We start from the raw sequence: 18,572 nt of genomic DNA on the forward strand, positions 1-18,572 counted from the left end.
TGCAAACCATCCGCGCGCCTTTTGTGTTGGCGCAAACGCGCGATAATTTCAACATGAATACTGTACGCCCCAACGACCGCGTGCTTCTGGTAGCCGGCGCCCTTCTGTATCTGGGTTGCCTGGCCTACGGGGCGGCCTACGACGGCCTGTGGCTGGCCAGTGTGGGTGGTGCCGTTGCACTGGCGGCCATGGGGCTGGTGGCGTTGCTGGGGCGCGGCAGTACCCTCAGCCAGGTGCTGCTGCCCGCGCTGGGCATGCTGCTGGTGGCGCTGATGATCCAGGTGGCGCAGGGGCGCACCGAGGCCCACTTTGCCGTGTTTGGCTTCCTGGCCGTCACCACCATCTACCGGCACTGGCTGCCCGTGGTAGTGGCGGCGGCGGTGATTGCGCTGCACCACCTCAGCTTCAACTACTGGCAAAGCCTGAGCTGGGGCCCGATCTGCTTTACCGAGCCCGGCTGGGGCCGGGTGCTGGAGCACGCGCTGTTTGTGGTGGCGCAGGCCATGGTGATGATTTTTCTGGCGCACCGCGCACGCAACGACTTTGCGGCTGGCGAGGAGCTCAGTGTCATAGCGCACCGGCTGGTGGCCGACAACGGCAGCGTGGACTTCACCGTCACCCACGTCAACACCGAATCCCCCACCACGCATCTCCTGCTCGAAGCCTTGTGGCGCGTGGAGCAGGCCCTGACCACGGTGCGCACCAGCAGCGGTGCCATCACCACGTCGGCGGGCGAGGTGGCCGAGGGCAGTCTGGACTTGTCCAACCGCACCGAACAGACCGCCAGCAACTTGCAGCAGACGGCTGCGTCGATGGAGGATCTGACCAACCGCGTGGGCCAGACCACCGATTCGGCCCGCACCGCCAACACGCTGGCCGCTTCGGCCATGTCGGCCGCGCAGCGCGGTGGCGAGGTGGTGTCGCAGGTGGTCACGACCATGCAGGAGATCAACACCAGCTCGCGCCGCATTGCCGACATCATCGGCGTGATCGACGGCATTGCGTTCCAGACCAACATCCTGGCCCTGAACGCGGCGGTGGAGGCCGCCCGCGCCGGCGAGCAAGGGCGCGGCTTTGCGGTGGTGGCGGGCGAGGTGCGCAGCCTGGCGCAACGCAGCGCGGCCGCTGCGCGCGAGATCAAGGGCCTGATCGAGACCAGCGTGAACCGGGTCGAGGCCGGTTCGGCGCTGGTCAGCCGCGCGGGCAGCACCATGGACGACATCGTGGCTTCGGTGCAGCGCGTCACCGACACCATTGCCGAGATTGCCGCTGCCGCATCGGAGCAGGGGCAGGGCATCGGGCAGATCAACAGCGCCGTGGCCCAGCTCGACCACATGACGCAGCAGAACGCGGCGATGGTGGAGCAGTCCGCCGCCGCCGCCGCCAGCCTCAAGGAGCAGGCGCTGCTGCTGGAGCGCGCCGTGTCGGCGTTCAAGCTCACGTTCCGCGAGCCCGACGCCGTCAGGCACCTCAGCTGAAGAAGGCCTTGGCCTTCTCGAACCAGCCCTTGTCGTTGGGGCTGTGCTGGTGGCCGTTCTGCTGGAACGACGCTTCCAGCTGGCGCAGCAGCTCGCGCTGCGGCTCGGTGAGCTTGACCGGTGTTTCCACCACGATGTGGCAGTACAGGTCGCCCGGGTAGCTGGAGCGCACGCCCTTGATGCCCCGGCCGCGCAGGCGGAACTGCTTGCCGGTCTGGGTGCCTTCGGGGATGTCGATGGCGGCCTTGCCGGTCAGGGTGGGCACGTGGATCTCGCCGCCCAGCGCCGCCGTGGTGATGCTGACCGGCACCTGGCAATGCAAGTCGTCGCCGTCGCGCTCGAAGATGTCGTGCTTGCGCACGCGGATCTCGATGAACAAGTCGCCCGCTGGGCCGCCGTTGCGTCCGGGTTCGCCGTTGCCGCTGGAGCGGATGCGCATGCCGTCGTCGATGCCCGCCGGGATCTTGATCTCCAGCGTCTTCTGCTTCTTGATCTTGCCCTGGCCGTGGCAGCTGGTGCAAGGTTCAGGGATGATCTTGCCGCTGCCGTGGCAGTGCGGGCAGGTTTGCTGCACGCTGAAGAAGCCCTGGCGCATCTGCACCACGCCGTTGCCGTTGCAGGTGGGGCAGGTCTTGGCGCTGGTGCCGGGCTTGGCGCCGCTGCCGTGGCAGGTGTCGCAGTCGTCCCAGCTCGGGATGCGGATCTGCGCGTCTTTGCCGTTGGCCGCCTCTTCGAGCGTGATGTCCATCGCGTACGACAGGTCGCTGCCCTTGTACACCTGGCGCCCACCACGCGCACCGCCGCGTGCGCCACCACCAAAGATGTCGCCGAAGATGTCGCCGAACGCGTCGCCAAAGCCACCCCCAAAGTCGCCGCCACCGGGGCCGCCGCGCATGTTGGGGTCGACCCCGGCGTGGCCGTACTGGTCGTAGGCGGCGCGCTTTTGCGGGTCGCTCAACATTTCGTAGGCTTCCTTGGCTTCCTTGAACTTCTCTTCCGCCGCCTTGGCCGCTTCGCCCTGGTTGCGGTCGGGGTGGTATTTCATCGCCAGCTTGCGGTAGGCCTTCTTGATGTCGTCGTCACTGGCGGTCTTGGCCACGCCCAGGATTTCGTAAAAGTCTCGTTTTGCCATGTTGATACAACGGTACGCTTTGAACACAAACGCCGCGCCGGGTCATTGCTGAAGCCCGGGCGCGGCGGCGATGGAGGGTGTGGCGGCGCACACGGGCACGCCACCACGGTCTGGCATCAGTCTTTCTTGACTTCCTTGACTTCGGCGTCCACCACGTCGTCGTCGGCCGGGCGGCTGTTGTTGCCCGCACCTTGGCCCGCTGCACCGGCTTCAGCACCACCAGCTTGAGTGGCTTGGGCATCGGCGTACATTTTCTCGCCCAGTTTTTGGCTGGCGGTCATCAGGGCTTCGGTCTTGGCCTCGATCGCGGCCTTGTCGTCGCCCTTGATGGCGGCTTCCACGTCTTTGATGGCGGCTTCGATCTTGTCCTTCTCACCGGCTTCGAGCTTGTCGCCGTACTCGGTCAGGCTCTTGCGCACCGAGCTGACCAGCGCATCACCCTGGTTGCGGGCCTGTACCAGTTCCACCTTCTTGTGGTCTTCGGCGGCGTTGAGTTCGGCATCCTTCACCATCTTCTGGATTTCTTCTTCGCTCAGGCCAGAGTTGGCCTTGATGGTGATCTTGTTTTCCTTGCCGGTGCCTTTGTCTTTCGCACCCACGTGCAGGATGCCGTTGGCATCGATGTCGAAGGTCACTTCAATCTGCGGAATGCCGCGCGGTGCGGGCGGAATGCCTTCAAGGTTGAATTCGCCCAGCGCCTTGTTGCCAGCGGCCAGCTCACGCTCGCCTTGGTAGACCTTGATGGTCACGGCGGGCTGGTTGTCGTCGGCGGTCGAGAACACCTGGCTGAATTTGGTCGGGATGGTGGTGTTCTTGGCGATCATCTTGGTCATGACACCGCCCATGGTTTCGATGCCCAGCGACAGCGGGGTCACGTCCAGCAGCAGCACGTCCTTGCGGTCGCCGCCCAGCACTTGGCCCTGAATGGCAGCACCCACGGCCACGGCTTCGTCGGGGTTGACGTCGCGGCGCGGTTCCTTGCCAAAGAATTCCTTGACCTTGTCTTGCACCTTGGGCATGCGGCTCATGCCGCCGACCAGGATCACGTCCTGGATGTCGGACACGCTGATGCCAGCGTCCTTGATGGCGGTGCGGCACGGTGCAATGGTGCGCTCGATCAGCTCATCGACCAGGCTTTCCAGCTTGGCGCGGGTCAGCTTGATGTTGAGGTGCTTGGGGCCGGAAGCGTCGGCGGTGATGTAGGGCAGGTTGACATCGGTTTGTGTGCTGTTGGACAGCTCAATCTTGGCCTTTTCTGCCGCTTCCTTCAGGCGTTGCAGGGCCAGCACATCCTTGGTCAGGTCTACGCCGCTCTCTTTCTTGAATTCGGCGATGATGTAGTCGATGATGCGCTGGTCGAAGTCTTCGCCACCCAGGAAGGTGTCGCCGTTGGTGGACAGCACTTCAAATTGTTTTTCACCGTCCACATCGGCAATTTCGATGATGGACACGTCGAAGGTGCCGCCGCCCAAGTCGTACACGGCGATTTTGCGGTCGCCCTTGCCCGCTTTGTCCAGACCGAAGGCCAGTGCGGCGGCGGTCGGTTCGTTGATGATGCGTTTGACATCCAAACCAGCGATGCGGCCGGCGTCTTTGGTGGCTTGGCGTTGTGCGTCGTTGAAGTAGGCCGGTACGGTGATGACGGCTTCGGTCACGGCCTCGCCGAGGTAGTCTTCGGCGGTTTTCTTCATCTTGCGCAGCACTTCGGCGCTGATTTGCGGCGGGGCCAGTTTTTGGCCGCGCACTTCCACCCACGCGTCACCGTTGTCGGCGGCAGCGATGGTGAAGGGCATCAGGTCGATGTCCTTTTGCACTTCCTTTTCGGCGAACTTGCGGCCGATCAGGCGCTTGACCGCGTACAGGGTGTTGCGCGGGTTGGTGACGGCCTGGCGCTTGGCGGAAGCGCCCACCAAGATCTCGCCGTCTTCCTGGTACGCAATGATGGAAGGCGTGGTGCGTGCGCCTTCGCTGTTCTCGATCACGCGGGTGGTGTTGCCTTCCATGATGGCCACGCACGAGTTGGTGGTGCCGAGGTCAATGCCGATGATTTTGCCCATGAGTGAACTCCAGAGGATTTGGTGAGAATTCGGAAAAATTCGATTGTGCTTGAGGTGTGGCCGGGCGTGGGGTTTTCAAGGCCTGGCCGCACACAAAACGCGGCCCGGTGTGCCCGCAGTCTTACTTGGGCGCGCTGACGGTGACCAACGCCGGGCGCAGCACGCGCTCGGCAATCAGGTAGCCTTTTTGCAGCACCGTGACCACGGTGTTGGGTTCTTGGTCGGCGGGCACCACGCTGATGGCCTGGTGCTGGTGCGGGTCGAACTTGGTGCCCGCTTCGGGGGCGATCGGCAGCACCTTGTTGCGCTGCAGCGCGCTGAGCAGCTGCTTGAGGGTGGCTTCAGCGCCTTCGCGGATTTGCTGCACGCTGGCTTCTTGCACCGCCAGCCCGGCTTCCAGGCTGTCGAGCACTGGCAGCAGGCTTTCGGCAAAGCCTTCGACCGCAAACTTGCGCACCTTGCTGACCTCTTCCTCGGTGCGGCGGCGCATGTTTTCTACGTCGGCCTTGGCGCGCAGGTACTGCTCGGTCAGTTCGGCGTTCTGTGCCTTCAGGGCTTCGAGTTCGTTGACTTCGGCATTGGCCTGGTCGGCAGCGTTGGCGGCAGCGGCGGCCTCCTGTTCTTCGGCGGCGGGCGGGACTTGCGGTTGGGCGTAGGTCGGATCTTGCATGGTGGTGAAAATACGTCGAAGGAAGGACAACAAATTGTGGCCTAGCTGGCGCCGCAGCGCCGGTTTTCAAGGCGTTGGTACAAAACTTTCAGTGGACAGTGGAGGCCGTTTTTTTATGGCTCTCGCAGAGGCCATAGAGAAGGTAGAGGCAGTATGTCGTCTGCTGTTTGGGGAGTGTTTTGTATGGAGGGGCTGGGCGCGGGTTGTGCTATCAATACCGTTGCTTCGCCCAACTGTGAGCGAACCCAAGCCAGATGAGCACTTACATCGCGCCGTTCCGGCGCAATTCGATGGGCACGTTCCAACAACAGACGAGCCTCCGCCCATCTGTTGTTTGTCGCCAATTCATGGGCGTAATCGATGACCGTGGGCAAATCGTAAGGTTGTTGCCAGTACCGTGTGGCGGTGGTTGACAACGAATTGGACGCAGAAGGCGGGTTGGCACAGCCTGTTATTGCCAAGGCTGTGCCCCATATGGGCAGCAAGAAACGCAATTTGAACATGGCTTTCTCAGAAACGCGAGTAGGGTGTCAGGGCTTCTGGTGGCCACGGCAGCGGCTTGGCCGACGGCTCTAAGTGGTAGCGCAAATAGAAGGTGGCACGGTTGGGCTGGTAGTTGGTATTGACCGATCTTTCCAACTCTACACGTCCGCCCAGCACCCAGCGTGGCTGGAGTTGGTATTCCCCGCTCACCAAGAACGAATAGCCAGCACCGCGTCCCGCGCCACCTGAGAATATGGGATTGTTGGCTTGACTTTGGTAGTCTGGGTTGAGCGGAAAGTACTCGGCATCTTTTGTCAGTGAGTTTGAGTAGGATACCGCGGCTCGTGTGGTGAGTGTCCAGCGTTCTCCACGTTGCCACCACGTAATTGGCAGCGAAACCGAACTGTAGCGTTGCGGGCTGTAGTAGCCCCCTTGTCCCAGCGTGAATTCGGACAAATTTTTGTCGTACCAGAAATTGACGGAGTTGATTCCAAGTTGTAGACGGTGTGTGGGTGCATCCATAGCACGCCAGTACAGTCCCGCCATGGCACTTTGACGGGTGTTGTCCTCAACATGTTGTCCAGTCAATTTTTGCCAACCAACGTTTGACCAGATGCCCCACGGCCCTCCTACGTCGTAACCAAGCCCCAATGTGACACCGGTACTGCGCACGCCGCCCCACACCATGCCGGTGCGTGGATCTTGGGTTCCAGCGTAGGTAAGTACCGAGCTGGACAGTGGGCGACGGGCTACGTCGGTGGAATACCACAGTGGGCCGAGATCGCCTTTCCAAGTCAAACCGCTCGTAAAGTAGTTGACAGGAAATGTGGTTGGCGTGTGACCAATGTCGGCCCGCAAATTGTCATTTTGAAACCCCAGTGCCAATGCCGTACCTTGAGCAGATTGTCCGGATTGCACTGAACTTCTAACCGGACATTGCCGTAGAAACGAGGGATCGTTACCACACAGCAGCAAGGAGCCAAAAGTTTGCAAGCTGTACAGGTTGCCGTAATCTATGGGCAAGTTGCGATTTCTTAGATCATCCACCGTCTCGCCTTGATCCAACGCATGAACCCAAGCTTGGTTGGTGGACGATATTTGGAGTGAGCCCGCACGCAGGGATGTCGGTTCTGCACGCAAAAACCAATGTCCGCTGTAAGGACCTGGCACGCGCAGTTGCGCAGAAATTTCCTGCATTTTGAGTGTGGATGTGCCATCACCTCCCGTCTTGATGCTGTTATCGGTGGTGATGTCCAGTACCGCCGTACGCTGGTCAATAAAGTTGGCGAACGCTTCGCGGATGGTTGCGCCATTGCCCGCGTCTGCTGCCAGAGACTGAAAAGCGGTGGTGCCTATGCCTGTGGCCTCCGCTGGCTTGCCCGGTGTCAAAACCAGAAGCGATGGCGGTACAAGTGGACCAAAACGGGCCGAATTCGCCGCTGGTACGGGCAATAGTGTGGGCTGAAATGGTGCTGTACGTTGCTCTGTGGGCGCACTCAGCCACAGGGCTTCACGGTAGTTCGCTAGGGCGGCTTCTGGCTGGTTGTGTTGATGAGCCATACGTGCGACATACAGCGATAAGCGTGGATCTTGCGCTCCCTCGGCGCGCAAGCTGGCAATGGCCGAATCCACCCGGTCTGTATCGCCCAACGCAGCGAGACGGTCAATCACCCGCATACGAAATGCCACATCGGGCGGAGGGCGGCGATCCAGAAGGTTGGACAACTCCCGTTGTGCATCGTCTTGGCGTTTGATGGCCAGCAAGGCATCGGCGTAAACAAGATGAGCCTCGTCGTCGTTGGGTGCCAATGTGTGGGCTTGGGTAGCCCGTACCAGCGCGATTTCTGGGCGGTCACGGCTCAATTCCAGCTTGGCACTGGCACGCAATGCGCGTATGTTGTCGGGTTGCTGGTGCAGCAGTTGTGTCAGCGTATCGGCCGCAGCATCCAGTGTTCCATCTTTTTGTTGCTGTTCGGACAATGCTAAAGCCCAGTCTGCCCGAATGCTGGCCAGTGTGATGGCATCGTCGCCGGACAATGATCGGCTGGACAGCGGTTCAAGCACCTGCGGCACTTGATCGATTTTTCCGGTCTCTATCAGCAGAATAGCATAGGCCAGTTCAGTGGTGGGGGTGGGTGAGTGTTTGCGTAGCTTTGTCAGCAGTGCGAGTGCGTGAGCATTGTCACCCAAGGTTCGCCAGCCCTGAACCAGTTCTGGCGCAAGGGCTGAGTCGGTGCCTAGCTGTTCCTCGGCCTGCTGAAGGCGCTGGCGTGCTGCGTCAAGCCTGCCTGAGGCCGCGTCTTGTTCTGCGCGTGCCAGTGTGGTGCGCATCCACAACCTGCGTTGCAGTCTGGTAATGTCGGCGGTGCGTTCGGCTGGGGCAATACGTTCCAACTGTGCCAATGCGAGCGCGTCCTCCCGTAGGCGCACATTGAACAATGCGGTGGCGTAAAGCACTTCTGTCTTGGCATTGGGGTGTTGTGCCAGTTCGTCCATCAATGCACGGGCCTGTGTCAAACGTCCCGCTTCTGTGTACAGAAGGGCGAGGTCGAAGCGCAACCACGGGTCGTCTGGTGTGGCCTGCATGGCGCGTTCAAGTGCTGCGGTGGCACCCTCCCGGTCACCCGCCGTTTGCATTTGGTTGGCTTGAGCGCGCTCAACGCGTGCGATGGCTTCGCCAAATCGTGGGCCCAGTGCGCGTTGCTGGGCCAACGGCATGCTGGCCAAAAATTGCCGTGCTTCTGCGATGCTGTCACGCGCCAAATACAGCCCAACCATGCCCGCGAGTGCTGTGCCATTGGCGGGCATCTGTTGCAGCACTTGTTTGTAGAGCTTCATAGCTTCGACAGGTCGGTTTTGTGCCGCTCGGACTTGCGCCAGTGCGTTGGTTCCGGCGGTTTCGGTCGGTAGCAGGCGAATCGCAGCCAGCGCAGCTTGTTCGGCCTCTGGTAACTGGCCTGTTGTAACCGCTTGTTCGGACTTGTCAATCAGTTGATCGAAGTCCACGCCACGCAGCCGGGTATTCCAGTAAGTACGGTTGTCGATGCTGTCAACGGATGCCGCTTTGCGAAAGGCAGCACGGGCTTCGTCGTAACGTTTCTGTTGGGTGCGCAGTTGACCCAGCGCCTCTAGCACATCGGTGCGTCCACCCCAGCTTTTTATGGCTTGTTCAATCAGTGGGGCAGCGGCCACGGTGTCGCCTTGGTCGAGGTGGCGCTGTCCTTCTTGGTAAGCCCGATAAGCTGGATGCGCCAGCAGCGCCCGCCGCTCGGTATCTAGGCGAACGACCTCGTCTAGGCGTTCTTTTATGCCCGCATCGCTGGGTTGCAAGGCCAGGTAAGAGCGTAGCCATGACAATTGACGTGGATCTGCTGCTGCTTGCATCAATGCTCGCCGCCAAATGGCCAGGGCCGGCTCGCGCGCATCCGGGTCAGATGCCAAGCTTTTGATTTCGGCGAAGATGGCATCTGGAATGGCTGGCCCACTCAAGTAAATCGAGGCCAATGCCAGTCGGTAGCGTATCCGGCTTGGTTCGCGCTTCACCAGTGCGTTTAGGCCGTCGCGTGCTTTGGGCCAGTTGTTGCGGGCGATCAGTTGCCAGTATTCAATGGCCAGATCGCCTTCAGGCCGTTGATTGGCAAACAGTTGGTTGAACGCGGAGATGGCTTCGTCCGTTTTACCCGATCTGGCCAGATCACGGGCTTGGCGCAATTTAAGTTGGTCTGGGCCGGTCAATCGCAGCATTTGTTCCACCCATCCAATGCCTGGATGGTTAGGTGTCTTGCTTTTGAGCTGGTTGAGGGTGTCCTGAGCCTTCTGTCTTTTGCCATTGGCCAGTTGAATCAGTGCAAGTCTGGTAAGTGTCTCGGTTTCTCTGGGTTCAGCGGCCAGCAGTTTCTCCAGCGCGTTTTGTGCCAAATCGAGACGACCACGGTCTTCCCACTGGCGCGCTTGCGCTAAGAGTAAACGGGCTGCATCGCTGGTTGCCCAAGCGTGACTGCCCAGCAGTGCTGTCAACAGCAGTACAGAGGTGCTGAGGGTTAGGGGGCGCATGTTTTCTCCCAGTGTGCCACCAACCGTCCATCTGGCATGAAGCGAAAACGACCGTCGTGCCAACCAGTGCCAAACAGGGTTAGCACGTGGTCGTAGTAGGCCTCAGGGCGTGTATCCAGTGGCTGGGCAATCAGGCGGGTTAATTGTGCATCCAATGTCAAGGTGTCTCGTCGGCTGGCCAGCAGCGGCAGTATCGCCGCCGAAAAGCCTGTCGAACCTGTATCGCGGGTGGTACCGTTGATGGTGTCTGTCTCGCGTGGTGGATAGCCCAATTCTGCGGTTCGTTGTGCCATCGGTGCCAGCCGTGCCAGCAGTTCTTTTTGTCCAATGGCACCCGATGGCAGCATACCGGCCCACAGGTACACGCGGATGGCATCGTAGCTGCCCTTGTTGCCTCCTTTGGGATCGGTTTGCCAGCCTCGGCCAGTTTGCCAAGCCACCCAGTCTGGCGCATAGCCTTTGGGTGCGGTATCCAGCAACAGGCGCAGCGACGTGGCCGAAATGGTTTTCCAAGCGGGATCGATTGTGCTTAGGCGCGTGATCAACTGCAACGGCACGTAGCTGGGGTTGAGTCGCCACAGGGTTGGTTCTGGATGAAATCCTTTAGGGCCAGGCAACAGCGCACGTCCTAGCCCAGGCAAATCGGCGGTTTCCTCGCGCAGTATGCGGGCTGCCAGCAGTTTGCCAGTGGCACTGTAACGTGGTTCGCGCCACAGCCGCCCAGCTTCGGTCAACACGTAGGCCAGCCACACATCCGAGTCCGCCGCAGCGTTGTCGTCCAGAATGCCCCAGCTGCCATCATGGCGCTGGCCCCACTGCCAAGCGGGGAGCTTGGCCGACAGGTCGCCGTCTGCCAAATTGTTGTTTGTCCAGTTGAGCAGCTGCTCGAAGCGGTGGCGATCGTTGGCTACCAGCGCAAAAAACAGCGCATAGGACTGGCCTTCTGATGTGGATTGTTTAACAGCCGTGGAGTGATCCACCACTCGACCATCAGCACTGATGAAGCGTGATGTAAAGTCTTGCCACAACGGCCAATTGGCACAGACGGAGGCATTGGCTTGCCAAGAAATTGATATACAGATTAGCAGTAGCGTAAAGAATCGGTATTTCATCAATCGTTTTCCTGTCGCAGGCGACGTGCAGCCACGCCTTTGAGTGTGCGCAATATGGCAAAGGCTAAGGTAATCACGGCGAGTACCCCCAACATTGATGTCCAAAAAGGGTGGGCAGACAAAAAGAACCAGATCCGGTCTAGCCAAGACAACTCACCGATATAGTAGGTGTGCCCGACATCTGTGCTTTCGATGCCATTTGCACGGACATAAGCAATGCTGCCGCTGATATTGGCTATCTGCTCGGGATCGGTTAGCGCGTTGAGCACTTGAGGCAGGGTTGCGCTGTCGCTGGCGATCACCATCACCACGCTGCGACCTTCCTTCAGCGGTGATTCGAAGCCTACAAGTGCGGCAAGGCCACCGTTTGTGTCGAACTGCGTGCTTGTCTGTGGCCGCGTATCTCCGGTGTTGTAGGTGCCGCTGGCATACACGGCTCGGTAACTCTGGGTAGGTTGACTGGCCAAGCGCCGATTGGCTTCAAGCACGCTGGGCACCTTGTCCTGCCAAGCGCGTATCAGCGGTTGTGCTGGTGATGACCCTATCACCAGAAGGTCAGCGTCTGCTGCGCTTGATAAGGCAGCTGCCTGAACCACTCTGACCTGTAGCGCAGGATATCCTGTGGATTCTCCCATCCGTCCCATCAATGTTAATAAAGTTTCCAGATCCTGTGGTGTGCTCTGGTCAGGTACAACCACAGCGCTGTCGGACAGGTCGGCGTAGCGGGTGAAAGGAAAGCCTGAACTGACGAAAAATCCGAGATTGGGCATAGCCGCATAATGCGGAAAACCGGAAAAATCAACAGTGCTGTCTGGGTCAATGGCAGCTCGGTGGCCATCACCCATTGCACTGGTACAGCGCCCTTCTTTGTCGGTGACAAAACTGAAGTTAAATTGCAATTGATTGCGACTGCCTATTTTAAAGGCAGGTACCAGTATATCGTTTTGTTCACTGAACAGGTCAGACCCTGGTGCGGACAAACGCAGAGCGTTATCGGCATGTTCCAAGGTTTTAAGTGGAAAAGCCCGTACAAGGTCGTTGTTGATGGCTACAGTCAACCGCGAGTCGTTGAATTTGCGTGGGGGGGTGTAGCGGTATTTGAGATCCAACGGTACCCCACGGCTGCGCCAAGTAAACAGATCGGGGGGAACTCGAAAATTCACGCGCAAGGTTTGGAATCCATTGCTTTGTGTTTGCAGCTCCGATGGCGCTGCAATCAACTCCCCGAATTTGGTGGGTCGATCCAGCCGCACCCAATTGGGTGCGTCGTAGGGTTGACGACGTGCGTTCAGTGCGGCGGATTTAACCACCGCACGTGAGCCAGACATCGCTGCGCGTCCCACGGCCAGTGCTTGGGCGGCCAGCAGCAGATCTTCATCGTTGCGTCCAAGCACCAGCAAACGCTTCAGGGATGGATCGGCCGGGTCGGCAGCGATCATCACCGTAGGCGCTTCAATGGGGGGCCAATCCGCCATAAATGCGGGCCGGTGCTCATTGGTTGCCAACACAATGGCATGGCGATCGGTGGGCGGCGTATCGAAGTTGACCGGAAAACGCGAGCCCCGCCAGCCTGCTTGCATACCGAACATCGAAGCCAGTACCGCTGCTGCGCGCTGTGTGCTTGCACTTGGGTTGGATGCAAACACGAAAGGCAGGACAAGAGAGGTAGTGTCGCGTCGATCGAAGAAAGGCTCTGGCAAGCGTGACAATTCGTCGGTCAGAACCAGTCGGCGTACATTGAGCTCCACCGTACTTTGAGGGGAAATCTGTGCCCAGAGACTGGAATGTGCCAAATCCTCACAATCGCTGGTGTAATGACCAATCAGGTTGAAGCTCAGTTGGTTGAAGTCGGTAAAGTAACGCGGATCCAGGGGAATTTCTTGGGTAAGTGTTTGGCCCGCTTTCTCCTTGGGTACCGGCAGAATGCCCAAAACTTGGCCGTTGAGCCTAATTTGTATGTGAGAAAGGTCGGCAATCATGGCCGGCGAATAGATGTAGTTGATGCGCACGCTGGCGCTGGTAATCACCTCATCGCGCCGGTTGCCAAAATTGACACCCATAGGGCCGCTGTTGCCACTCAATGCCAGCGCTCCCTCGGCACCGAGTTGCTTGAATGTGTAACGGTGCGTGACAGACCCTCCCAGGGTGGCCACAGAGGCGACTTGGGGCGCGGTGTTTGTGACTTTGGGTGCAGCAGCAGTCTGTGCAGTGAAGGGGGTAGCCGCAAACGCAAGTAAGGCGATGGTTCCGATCTGGCGGAGGTTCATGAAGGATCCGATACCGTAATGAGGGGATGTCGGGGAAGGTAGCTGCCCACAATGTGCGCCAATCGACTGTGCCAAAGTGGCAAGACCAAGGCGGCACATTGCACCCCCAGTTCTCGTAGGCCAGTCAGGCCTAATAAAACGATGTCGCGCAAGCCTTTAAGTGGGCGGTCGTGTATTGTGACAATCTCGTCTTTGATCCAAGCATCGGCGCGCGCGAAGGTGCAGTGAACCCAGTCGATTTGTTGTTGCAGATCCAATCCGTCGAGTTGCAGCGACAGCTTGTTGGCATGAGAAAACACCACCTGAACCGGGAAGGCGTATTCCCGGCCACCGCTCGCAATGGCTACCGTCAATCTGGTGTTGCGGGCAAATGCCTGTGCAGTGGGGAGTATGAGCGACATGCCTCCTGAGGAATAGTCTCGGATAGAGCATGCCAGCAAACTGCCGTCAGACTGGTACAGGATGGCGGGCAGGTGGGCCTCGATCCGGTGTGCGATGCGAACTTGGCGAACTTCCTTGGCCACGGCAATGGCCACTCCCAGCAGGAGCATGTTGTAAAGCGTCCAGAGGCAATTGATGATGATGGTACCAAATTCGTTGGCAGGGCCGCTGGCCAGTCGCCACATTGCAACCACAAGCCCAAGTAGGTTCAGCAACATCAGCACCACATAAGGCAGAGATATGCCCCAGTCGAAGTAGTCTTTTTCGATCAATCCTCCTTTGGCAGTAACGTTGAACTTGCCTTTGGAAGGCATGATCATTGCAATTGTGGTCGGTATGGAGATGTACCAAGCCAGTACCGTTTCATAGATCTCGCCCCAAAACGAGCGGCGAAAGGTGCCGTGCATGCGTGAGTTGGTCAGCGTGGCAAATGCGACGTGGGGCAACACATACAAAAAAATGGCCAGTGCTGGTGCATAAATGGTGTAAACGTGGAACAGCAAGAAGGCCAAAGGTGCCGTCAGAAAAACCAGACGCGGCAAGCCGTACAGAAAATGCAGCATGGCATTCGTGTAACACAGGCGTTGAGCCAGCGTTAGGCCTGGGCCTAGCATCGGGTTGTCCATCCGAAAAATCTGAGTCATCCCCCGTGCCCAGCGGATGCGTTGTCCAATATGAGCACCCAGGCTTTCGGTGGCCAGCCCGGCGGCTTGTGGGATGTTGATGTAACTGGAATGCCAGCCCATGCGGTGCATTTTGAGCGAGGTGTGCGCGTCTTCCGTGACTGTCTCAACCGCGATGCCACCGATTTGATTCAGGGCCGTGCGTCGTAGCACGGCACACGAACCGCAAAAAAATGCGGCATTCCACAAATCATTCCCATCCTGTACGCGACCATAGAACAGTTCTCCTTCTGGGGGAACTTCGTTGGTGGTGTGCAGGTTGCGTTCGAACGGATCGGCTGAAAAGAAATGGTGGGGTGTTTGTACCAAGGCCAGTTTGGCATCGAGCAGAAAGCCACCCATCGTCACTTGCAGAAAAGAGCGCGTTGGAATGTGATCACAATCAAAAATAGCGACAAACTCACCTTGGGCGTGGCCTAGCGCATGGTTGATATTGCCAGCCTTGGCGTGCTTGCGTTCTGCGCGGCGTAGGTAGCGTGCGCCCACCGTGGCAGCAAAGTCGCGAATTTCATCCCGGTGACCATCGTCGAGCACCCACACGTTGAGCTTGTCTTTGGGCCAGTCCAATCCCAACGCGCCAAACACGGTGGGTTCCAGCACACGCAGCGGCTCGTTGTAAATTGGGATGAACACGTCTACGATTGGCCATTGTGTGAAATCGGCGGGCAGTTCTTCAGGTTTTCGCTTGAGCGCCCATGCCGTTTGAAAATAACCAAGCAGCAGCAGCAGCCACGCATACGTTTCTGCAACGAGCAAACCACTTCCGATAATGAGATCGGTGGTGTCGTTGAAATTGATAGTGTCGTTGATACGCCACCACATATAGCGAGTGGACACCGTGATAGAAAACATGATCAGCATAAAAGTAGCTGTTGGCCCCGGAATACGTTGAATCAACAACGCCACTCCCCACAACAGGGCTACGAAAAGTGCCTGTTCCGACAGCGTAAAGGGTGTGGTGATGCACAAAAAAACCAAAAATGCTGCTACAAGGTACAGCAGGGTAGCCGCCAGTGGGTGGTTCCAGAGCGTGTGTTGCGCGGCATGGTCTACCACTGTGCGCATCCGTTCTGGCTCCAGCCACGCTGGTATCCATCGGACAATGAGTCCTCGTACGCGGTCGTTCACTTGCCGCCACGTTTGTGAGCCGATGGTGCTTAGATTTTCGAGGTGGCTTGGCTTTGCAGAGGGTCTAGGTTGGTGAGATGACGTGGCTAGGGTTTTGGGTTGCATCACAATCAGCCAGATCGTTTGCAATAAGAAACGCAACACATCTCCTGGTCGCCAGTTGTACCAGTCAATATGGGGATACCACAATGCCAACCGTTCCCGCAGTGGTTTGCCTTCTGGATCGGGCACGATCAGCAGGTGGATTATTAAACTGCCCCATGACGGGTGGGCGCTGGCGTGTGTACGGGGCAGCAGTCCCCAGACCATCAGCCAAGTCGCGCAGTGCTCACGCAGCCTCATGTGGGGGTCTCTGTCTGGGTGCCAATGAGTGCGGACAGCCAGATCGACAGCCGCTGAATGTCTTCGGCCGCTTGGCTGTGAGGTGCATATTCGAACACCGTTTGTTTCATGACCAAGGCTTCGCGCATAGATTCGTCCTCATGCACGACAACAGGGGCCATGCGTGTGCCCAGTACTTCCTGTGCCAAACTGCGCATATCACGGTCCAGCGATCGGTTGGCATTGAATCGGTTGAGAACGAAGTAGCATGGCGGTCGGTTTTCCGGTGTTAAGGCCATCAGCAGATGGGTTTCGAGTTGCTTAAGTGGAACGCAAACCATGGCATCGCTGCTCAGAATGATCAGCACTGTATTGGCTGGTGCGAGGGCGGTAGCCAGCAGCGGCGAGTTCAGTGTGCCGCCATCCACCACACACCGGGTGTTGTCCGGTAACTCAATGGCAGTCAGCGTTTGACGTAGCCAATTGCTGTGCGCGTAATCTTTTGCCATCAGTGCGGCCATTGTTTGCGGCGCAGGATACCCAAATGGCAGAAATGAAACTCCAACGGGGCTTAACCATGCAGATTCGTACCATGGCAGGTTGTTACCCTTGGCCCAAGCGTGGCCATCGTTGGAAGACAACGGCATACCCAAGGGAAGACGCAGTTGGTTGTCCGGGCACGCATCAATGGCCAGTACCGAGTAGCCTTGTTGGTGTCAGACATGCGCCAGATTGGCCGCCAGCAACGTGTTGCCGCATCCTCCCTTAAGTGAAAACATTGTCAGTGTGTGCATGGGGTAACATCTTCGCTTTTACACCATTCGTCTGCCAGAGGCCAACGACGGCGAGCAGCCAATGCCGCAGTCGATAGACGAATATCTCGATAGTGAAACTCTGTAAGTTCCAAGTGGATCTTCAGGTGTTCAACATCTTCAGCGCCATGACCAAGAACGGTGCCCAAAGTAATTAAATTGCCAATCATATTTTCGCAATATTATTAATAATTAATGTTAATTATGCTTTATTTAGCATGAAGTAAAGTTCTGATTTTAGTTAGACAGTGTTTTGAATTTGTCAATTATTCTTCAAATGAAGAGCATCAATGCCCAAAATTATGACTAAAACACCAACATATTGTTCGCTTGGGGTGGATGGTTTGGGTGCTGAGGCATCGCAATTGCAGCCTGGTTGCTTGTACGCTGTTGTTTGTGGGGATCGGGCCCTTTCCGTGCGGTTGTTGCTGGGCAACTTGATGGAGGGATCCCGCAACACGCCCTTGTTGTGTGTCACCCGTCTGTCTTCGGAGGAAGTCCCTGATGACAATCTTCTGTCGGAACGACTGCACGCGCGGTCGTTGATGCTGTTCAAACCCAGCGGTAGCCGTTTGGGATCAGCGCATGTGGACAGTGCTCGCCGTCGTCTGCTGGATGATCTGGCTTACTGGGCTGACCAATGTGTTGGTATTGGTCATCCCGCTGTGATTGCTGTTCACCAAGCGGATGCTTTTCTTCATGCCGTGGACAAAGTGCGATTGTCCGCTGAATTGGAGGTTTTTCGCAGTTGGGCGCGCAAGCATGGCCATACTCTGTTGCTGTGGCTGGAGCAAGCAGCACAGGATGTGGCCGCCGCCGCCGCGTTGGTTCAGGCCGCTGACAGCTTGGCGGGGGTAGCTTGGGTGGAAGAACGGCAAGACGGTTTGTGCTGGCGTGTTGAGCATTGGGCTTCTTCAAGTGGACGCATTGCCAATCGGCTTTTTGGTTTGCAAGTGCCGAATATTGGTCTGCCAAGCGTGATACAGATGGGGCAGCCAAGTGGCAGCTTGCTGACAGCGACGAACGACAACAGTGATGTCTTAAGTACCGGAGTGGTGTTGCCCGCTGGCGTGTCACCACCGTTACGTTGGCAGTTGTTTGATTCTCTGGACAGTTTGTGTCGGCATGCTGCGGTGGCACGATGTGCTACTATAGTATTACATTTTGATCACAGTATGGATGTGAAGGAGTTGACCGATCGAATCGCCACGTTGAGGCTGGAGTGCGGCCCGCAAATCAAAATCGTGGTGCGCGAAATGGGTCGGTCAATGCGTGGTAGCGAAGAACGCCAACTGCTGGCTTGTGGTGCCAACTTGGTGGTGCCCGTTGAGGTCAGTTATCCGCGTTTCCTAGGAATGGTTCACGCATTTCAATCCAGCGTTTGCAGCAAACCACCGCAAGTTAACCAAGACTTATCCGGCGGACTTGGCGGTAGTTTAGAGCAGGATCGAGGTTACTTGGCTGCGTCCGTGTTTGTGGATGTGGTAGAGCAATCCTTGGTTCGGAGTCAGGCTTTGGGGGTGCAAAGCATGCTGGTGCGTTTGATGCCGATGGCAGGTGTCGATTTGGTGGACGTGCTGTGGCTGTGCCAGCTCAACCGTGCAGGTGATTTTTGCTCTACGGATGGCCAGTTTCTTTACATTTTTCTTTTTGCTTGTTGGGAAACAGACGTTCATTCAGCCTTAAAACGGGTACTGAAGATGCCGGTTGAGGCGGTGTTTCGTGAGGAAATTCACCTTCCTACACCAGGCGATATCCGGCGAGAGCTTAGGCAAATGAAGGTTCGAGTTGCCAAAGCAAACCTTCCTGATTATGCAGATCAGCTCAAATCAGCCGCACCGATGCGTCAGGTAACAGAAACACCCTCGATGCCGGCTCGTGCTGTGGCTGTGCGCTGTCCTTTGCGTCTCCGTGTGATGCCATCGAGTTGAACCC

General features: G+C 58.0%; 10 protein-coding genes and 1 pseudogene. 2 read left to right on the forward strand and 9 right to left on the reverse strand.

Annotation, left to right across the window (positions count from 1 at the left end):
• Window positions 1-53: 53 nt before the first annotated feature.
• A complete protein-coding gene (locus tag CON76_RS13650; protein WP_101100906.1) occupies window positions 54-1,478 on the forward strand; it encodes a methyl-accepting chemotaxis protein in 1,425 nt (474 codons plus the stop codon).
• On the opposite strand, the gene dnaJ is transcribed toward CON76_RS13650, so the two are convergent.
• The 9 genes and pseudogenes from dnaJ to bcsR all read right to left on the reverse strand — a co-directional run bounded on the left by dnaJ (window position 1,471) and on the right by bcsR (window position 16,807).
• Window positions 1,471-2,610, reverse strand: a complete 1,140-nt coding sequence (gene dnaJ / locus CON76_RS00050; RefSeq protein WP_101100856.1) for a molecular chaperone DnaJ — start codon at window positions 2,608-2,610, stop codon at window positions 1,471-1,473. The genes CON76_RS13650 and dnaJ overlap by 8 nt on opposite strands.
• 116 nt (window positions 2,611-2,726) lie before the next feature.
• Window positions 2,727-4,667, reverse strand: coding sequence for a molecular chaperone DnaK (dnaK, locus tag CON76_RS00055; protein ID WP_101100858.1), 1,941 nt, complete (start codon window positions 4,665-4,667; stop codon window positions 2,727-2,729).
• Between the two features lie 121 nt (window positions 4,668-4,788).
• Window positions 4,789-5,337, reverse strand: coding sequence for a nucleotide exchange factor GrpE (grpE, locus tag CON76_RS00060; protein ID WP_101100861.1), 549 nt, complete (start codon window positions 5,335-5,337; stop codon window positions 4,789-4,791).
• Window positions 5,338-5,847: 510 nt separating this feature from the next.
• Window positions 5,848-9,873, reverse strand: a complete 4,026-nt coding sequence (locus CON76_RS00065) for a cellulose synthase subunit BcsC-related outer membrane protein (protein ID WP_101100863.1) — start codon at window positions 9,871-9,873, stop codon at window positions 5,848-5,850.
• Complete coding sequence (bcsZ, locus tag CON76_RS00070) at window positions 9,861-11,090, reverse strand: cellulose synthase complex periplasmic endoglucanase BcsZ (RefSeq protein WP_240592687.1); 1,230 nt, start codon at window positions 11,088-11,090, stop codon at window positions 9,861-9,863. Before bcsZ ends, CON76_RS00065 begins: the two co-directional genes overlap by 13 nt.
• Window positions 10,985-13,252: a cellulose biosynthesis cyclic di-GMP-binding regulatory protein BcsB gene (gene bcsB / locus CON76_RS00075; RefSeq protein ID WP_169928937.1), complete on the reverse strand. Its 2,268-nt coding sequence runs from the start codon at window positions 13,250-13,252 to the stop codon at window positions 10,985-10,987. Before bcsB ends, bcsZ begins: the two co-directional genes overlap by 106 nt.
• Complete coding sequence (gene bcsA / locus CON76_RS00080) at window positions 13,249-15,846, reverse strand: UDP-forming cellulose synthase catalytic subunit (protein WP_101100869.1); 2,598 nt, start codon at window positions 15,844-15,846, stop codon at window positions 13,249-13,251. The genes bcsB and bcsA overlap by 4 nt, the downstream gene beginning before the upstream one ends.
• Window positions 15,843-16,529, reverse strand: a pseudogene (gene bcsQ / locus CON76_RS00085) (cellulose biosynthesis protein BcsQ); the annotation flags it as partial. The pseudogene bcsQ and the gene bcsA, both read right to left, overlap by 4 nt.
• Window positions 16,530-16,606: 77 nt before the next feature.
• A complete protein-coding gene (gene bcsR, locus CON76_RS13775; RefSeq protein WP_101100873.1) occupies window positions 16,607-16,807 on the reverse strand; it encodes a cellulose biosynthesis protein BcsR in 201 nt (66 codons plus the stop codon).
• Between the two features lie 120 nt (window positions 16,808-16,927).
• Here bcsR and CON76_RS00095 point away from each other — a divergent pair, with 120 nt between their 5' ends.
• A complete protein-coding gene (locus CON76_RS00095) occupies window positions 16,928-18,568 on the forward strand; it encodes a BcsE family c-di-GMP-binding protein (protein WP_101100875.1) in 1,641 nt (546 codons plus the stop codon).
• The last annotated feature ends 4 nt before the right edge of the window (window positions 18,569-18,572 follow it).

The sequence above is a fragment of the Macromonas bipunctata genome (assembly GCF_002837135.1).
GTDB classification, from domain to species: Bacteria; Pseudomonadota; Gammaproteobacteria; order Burkholderiales; family Burkholderiaceae_C; genus Macromonas_A; species Macromonas_A bipunctata.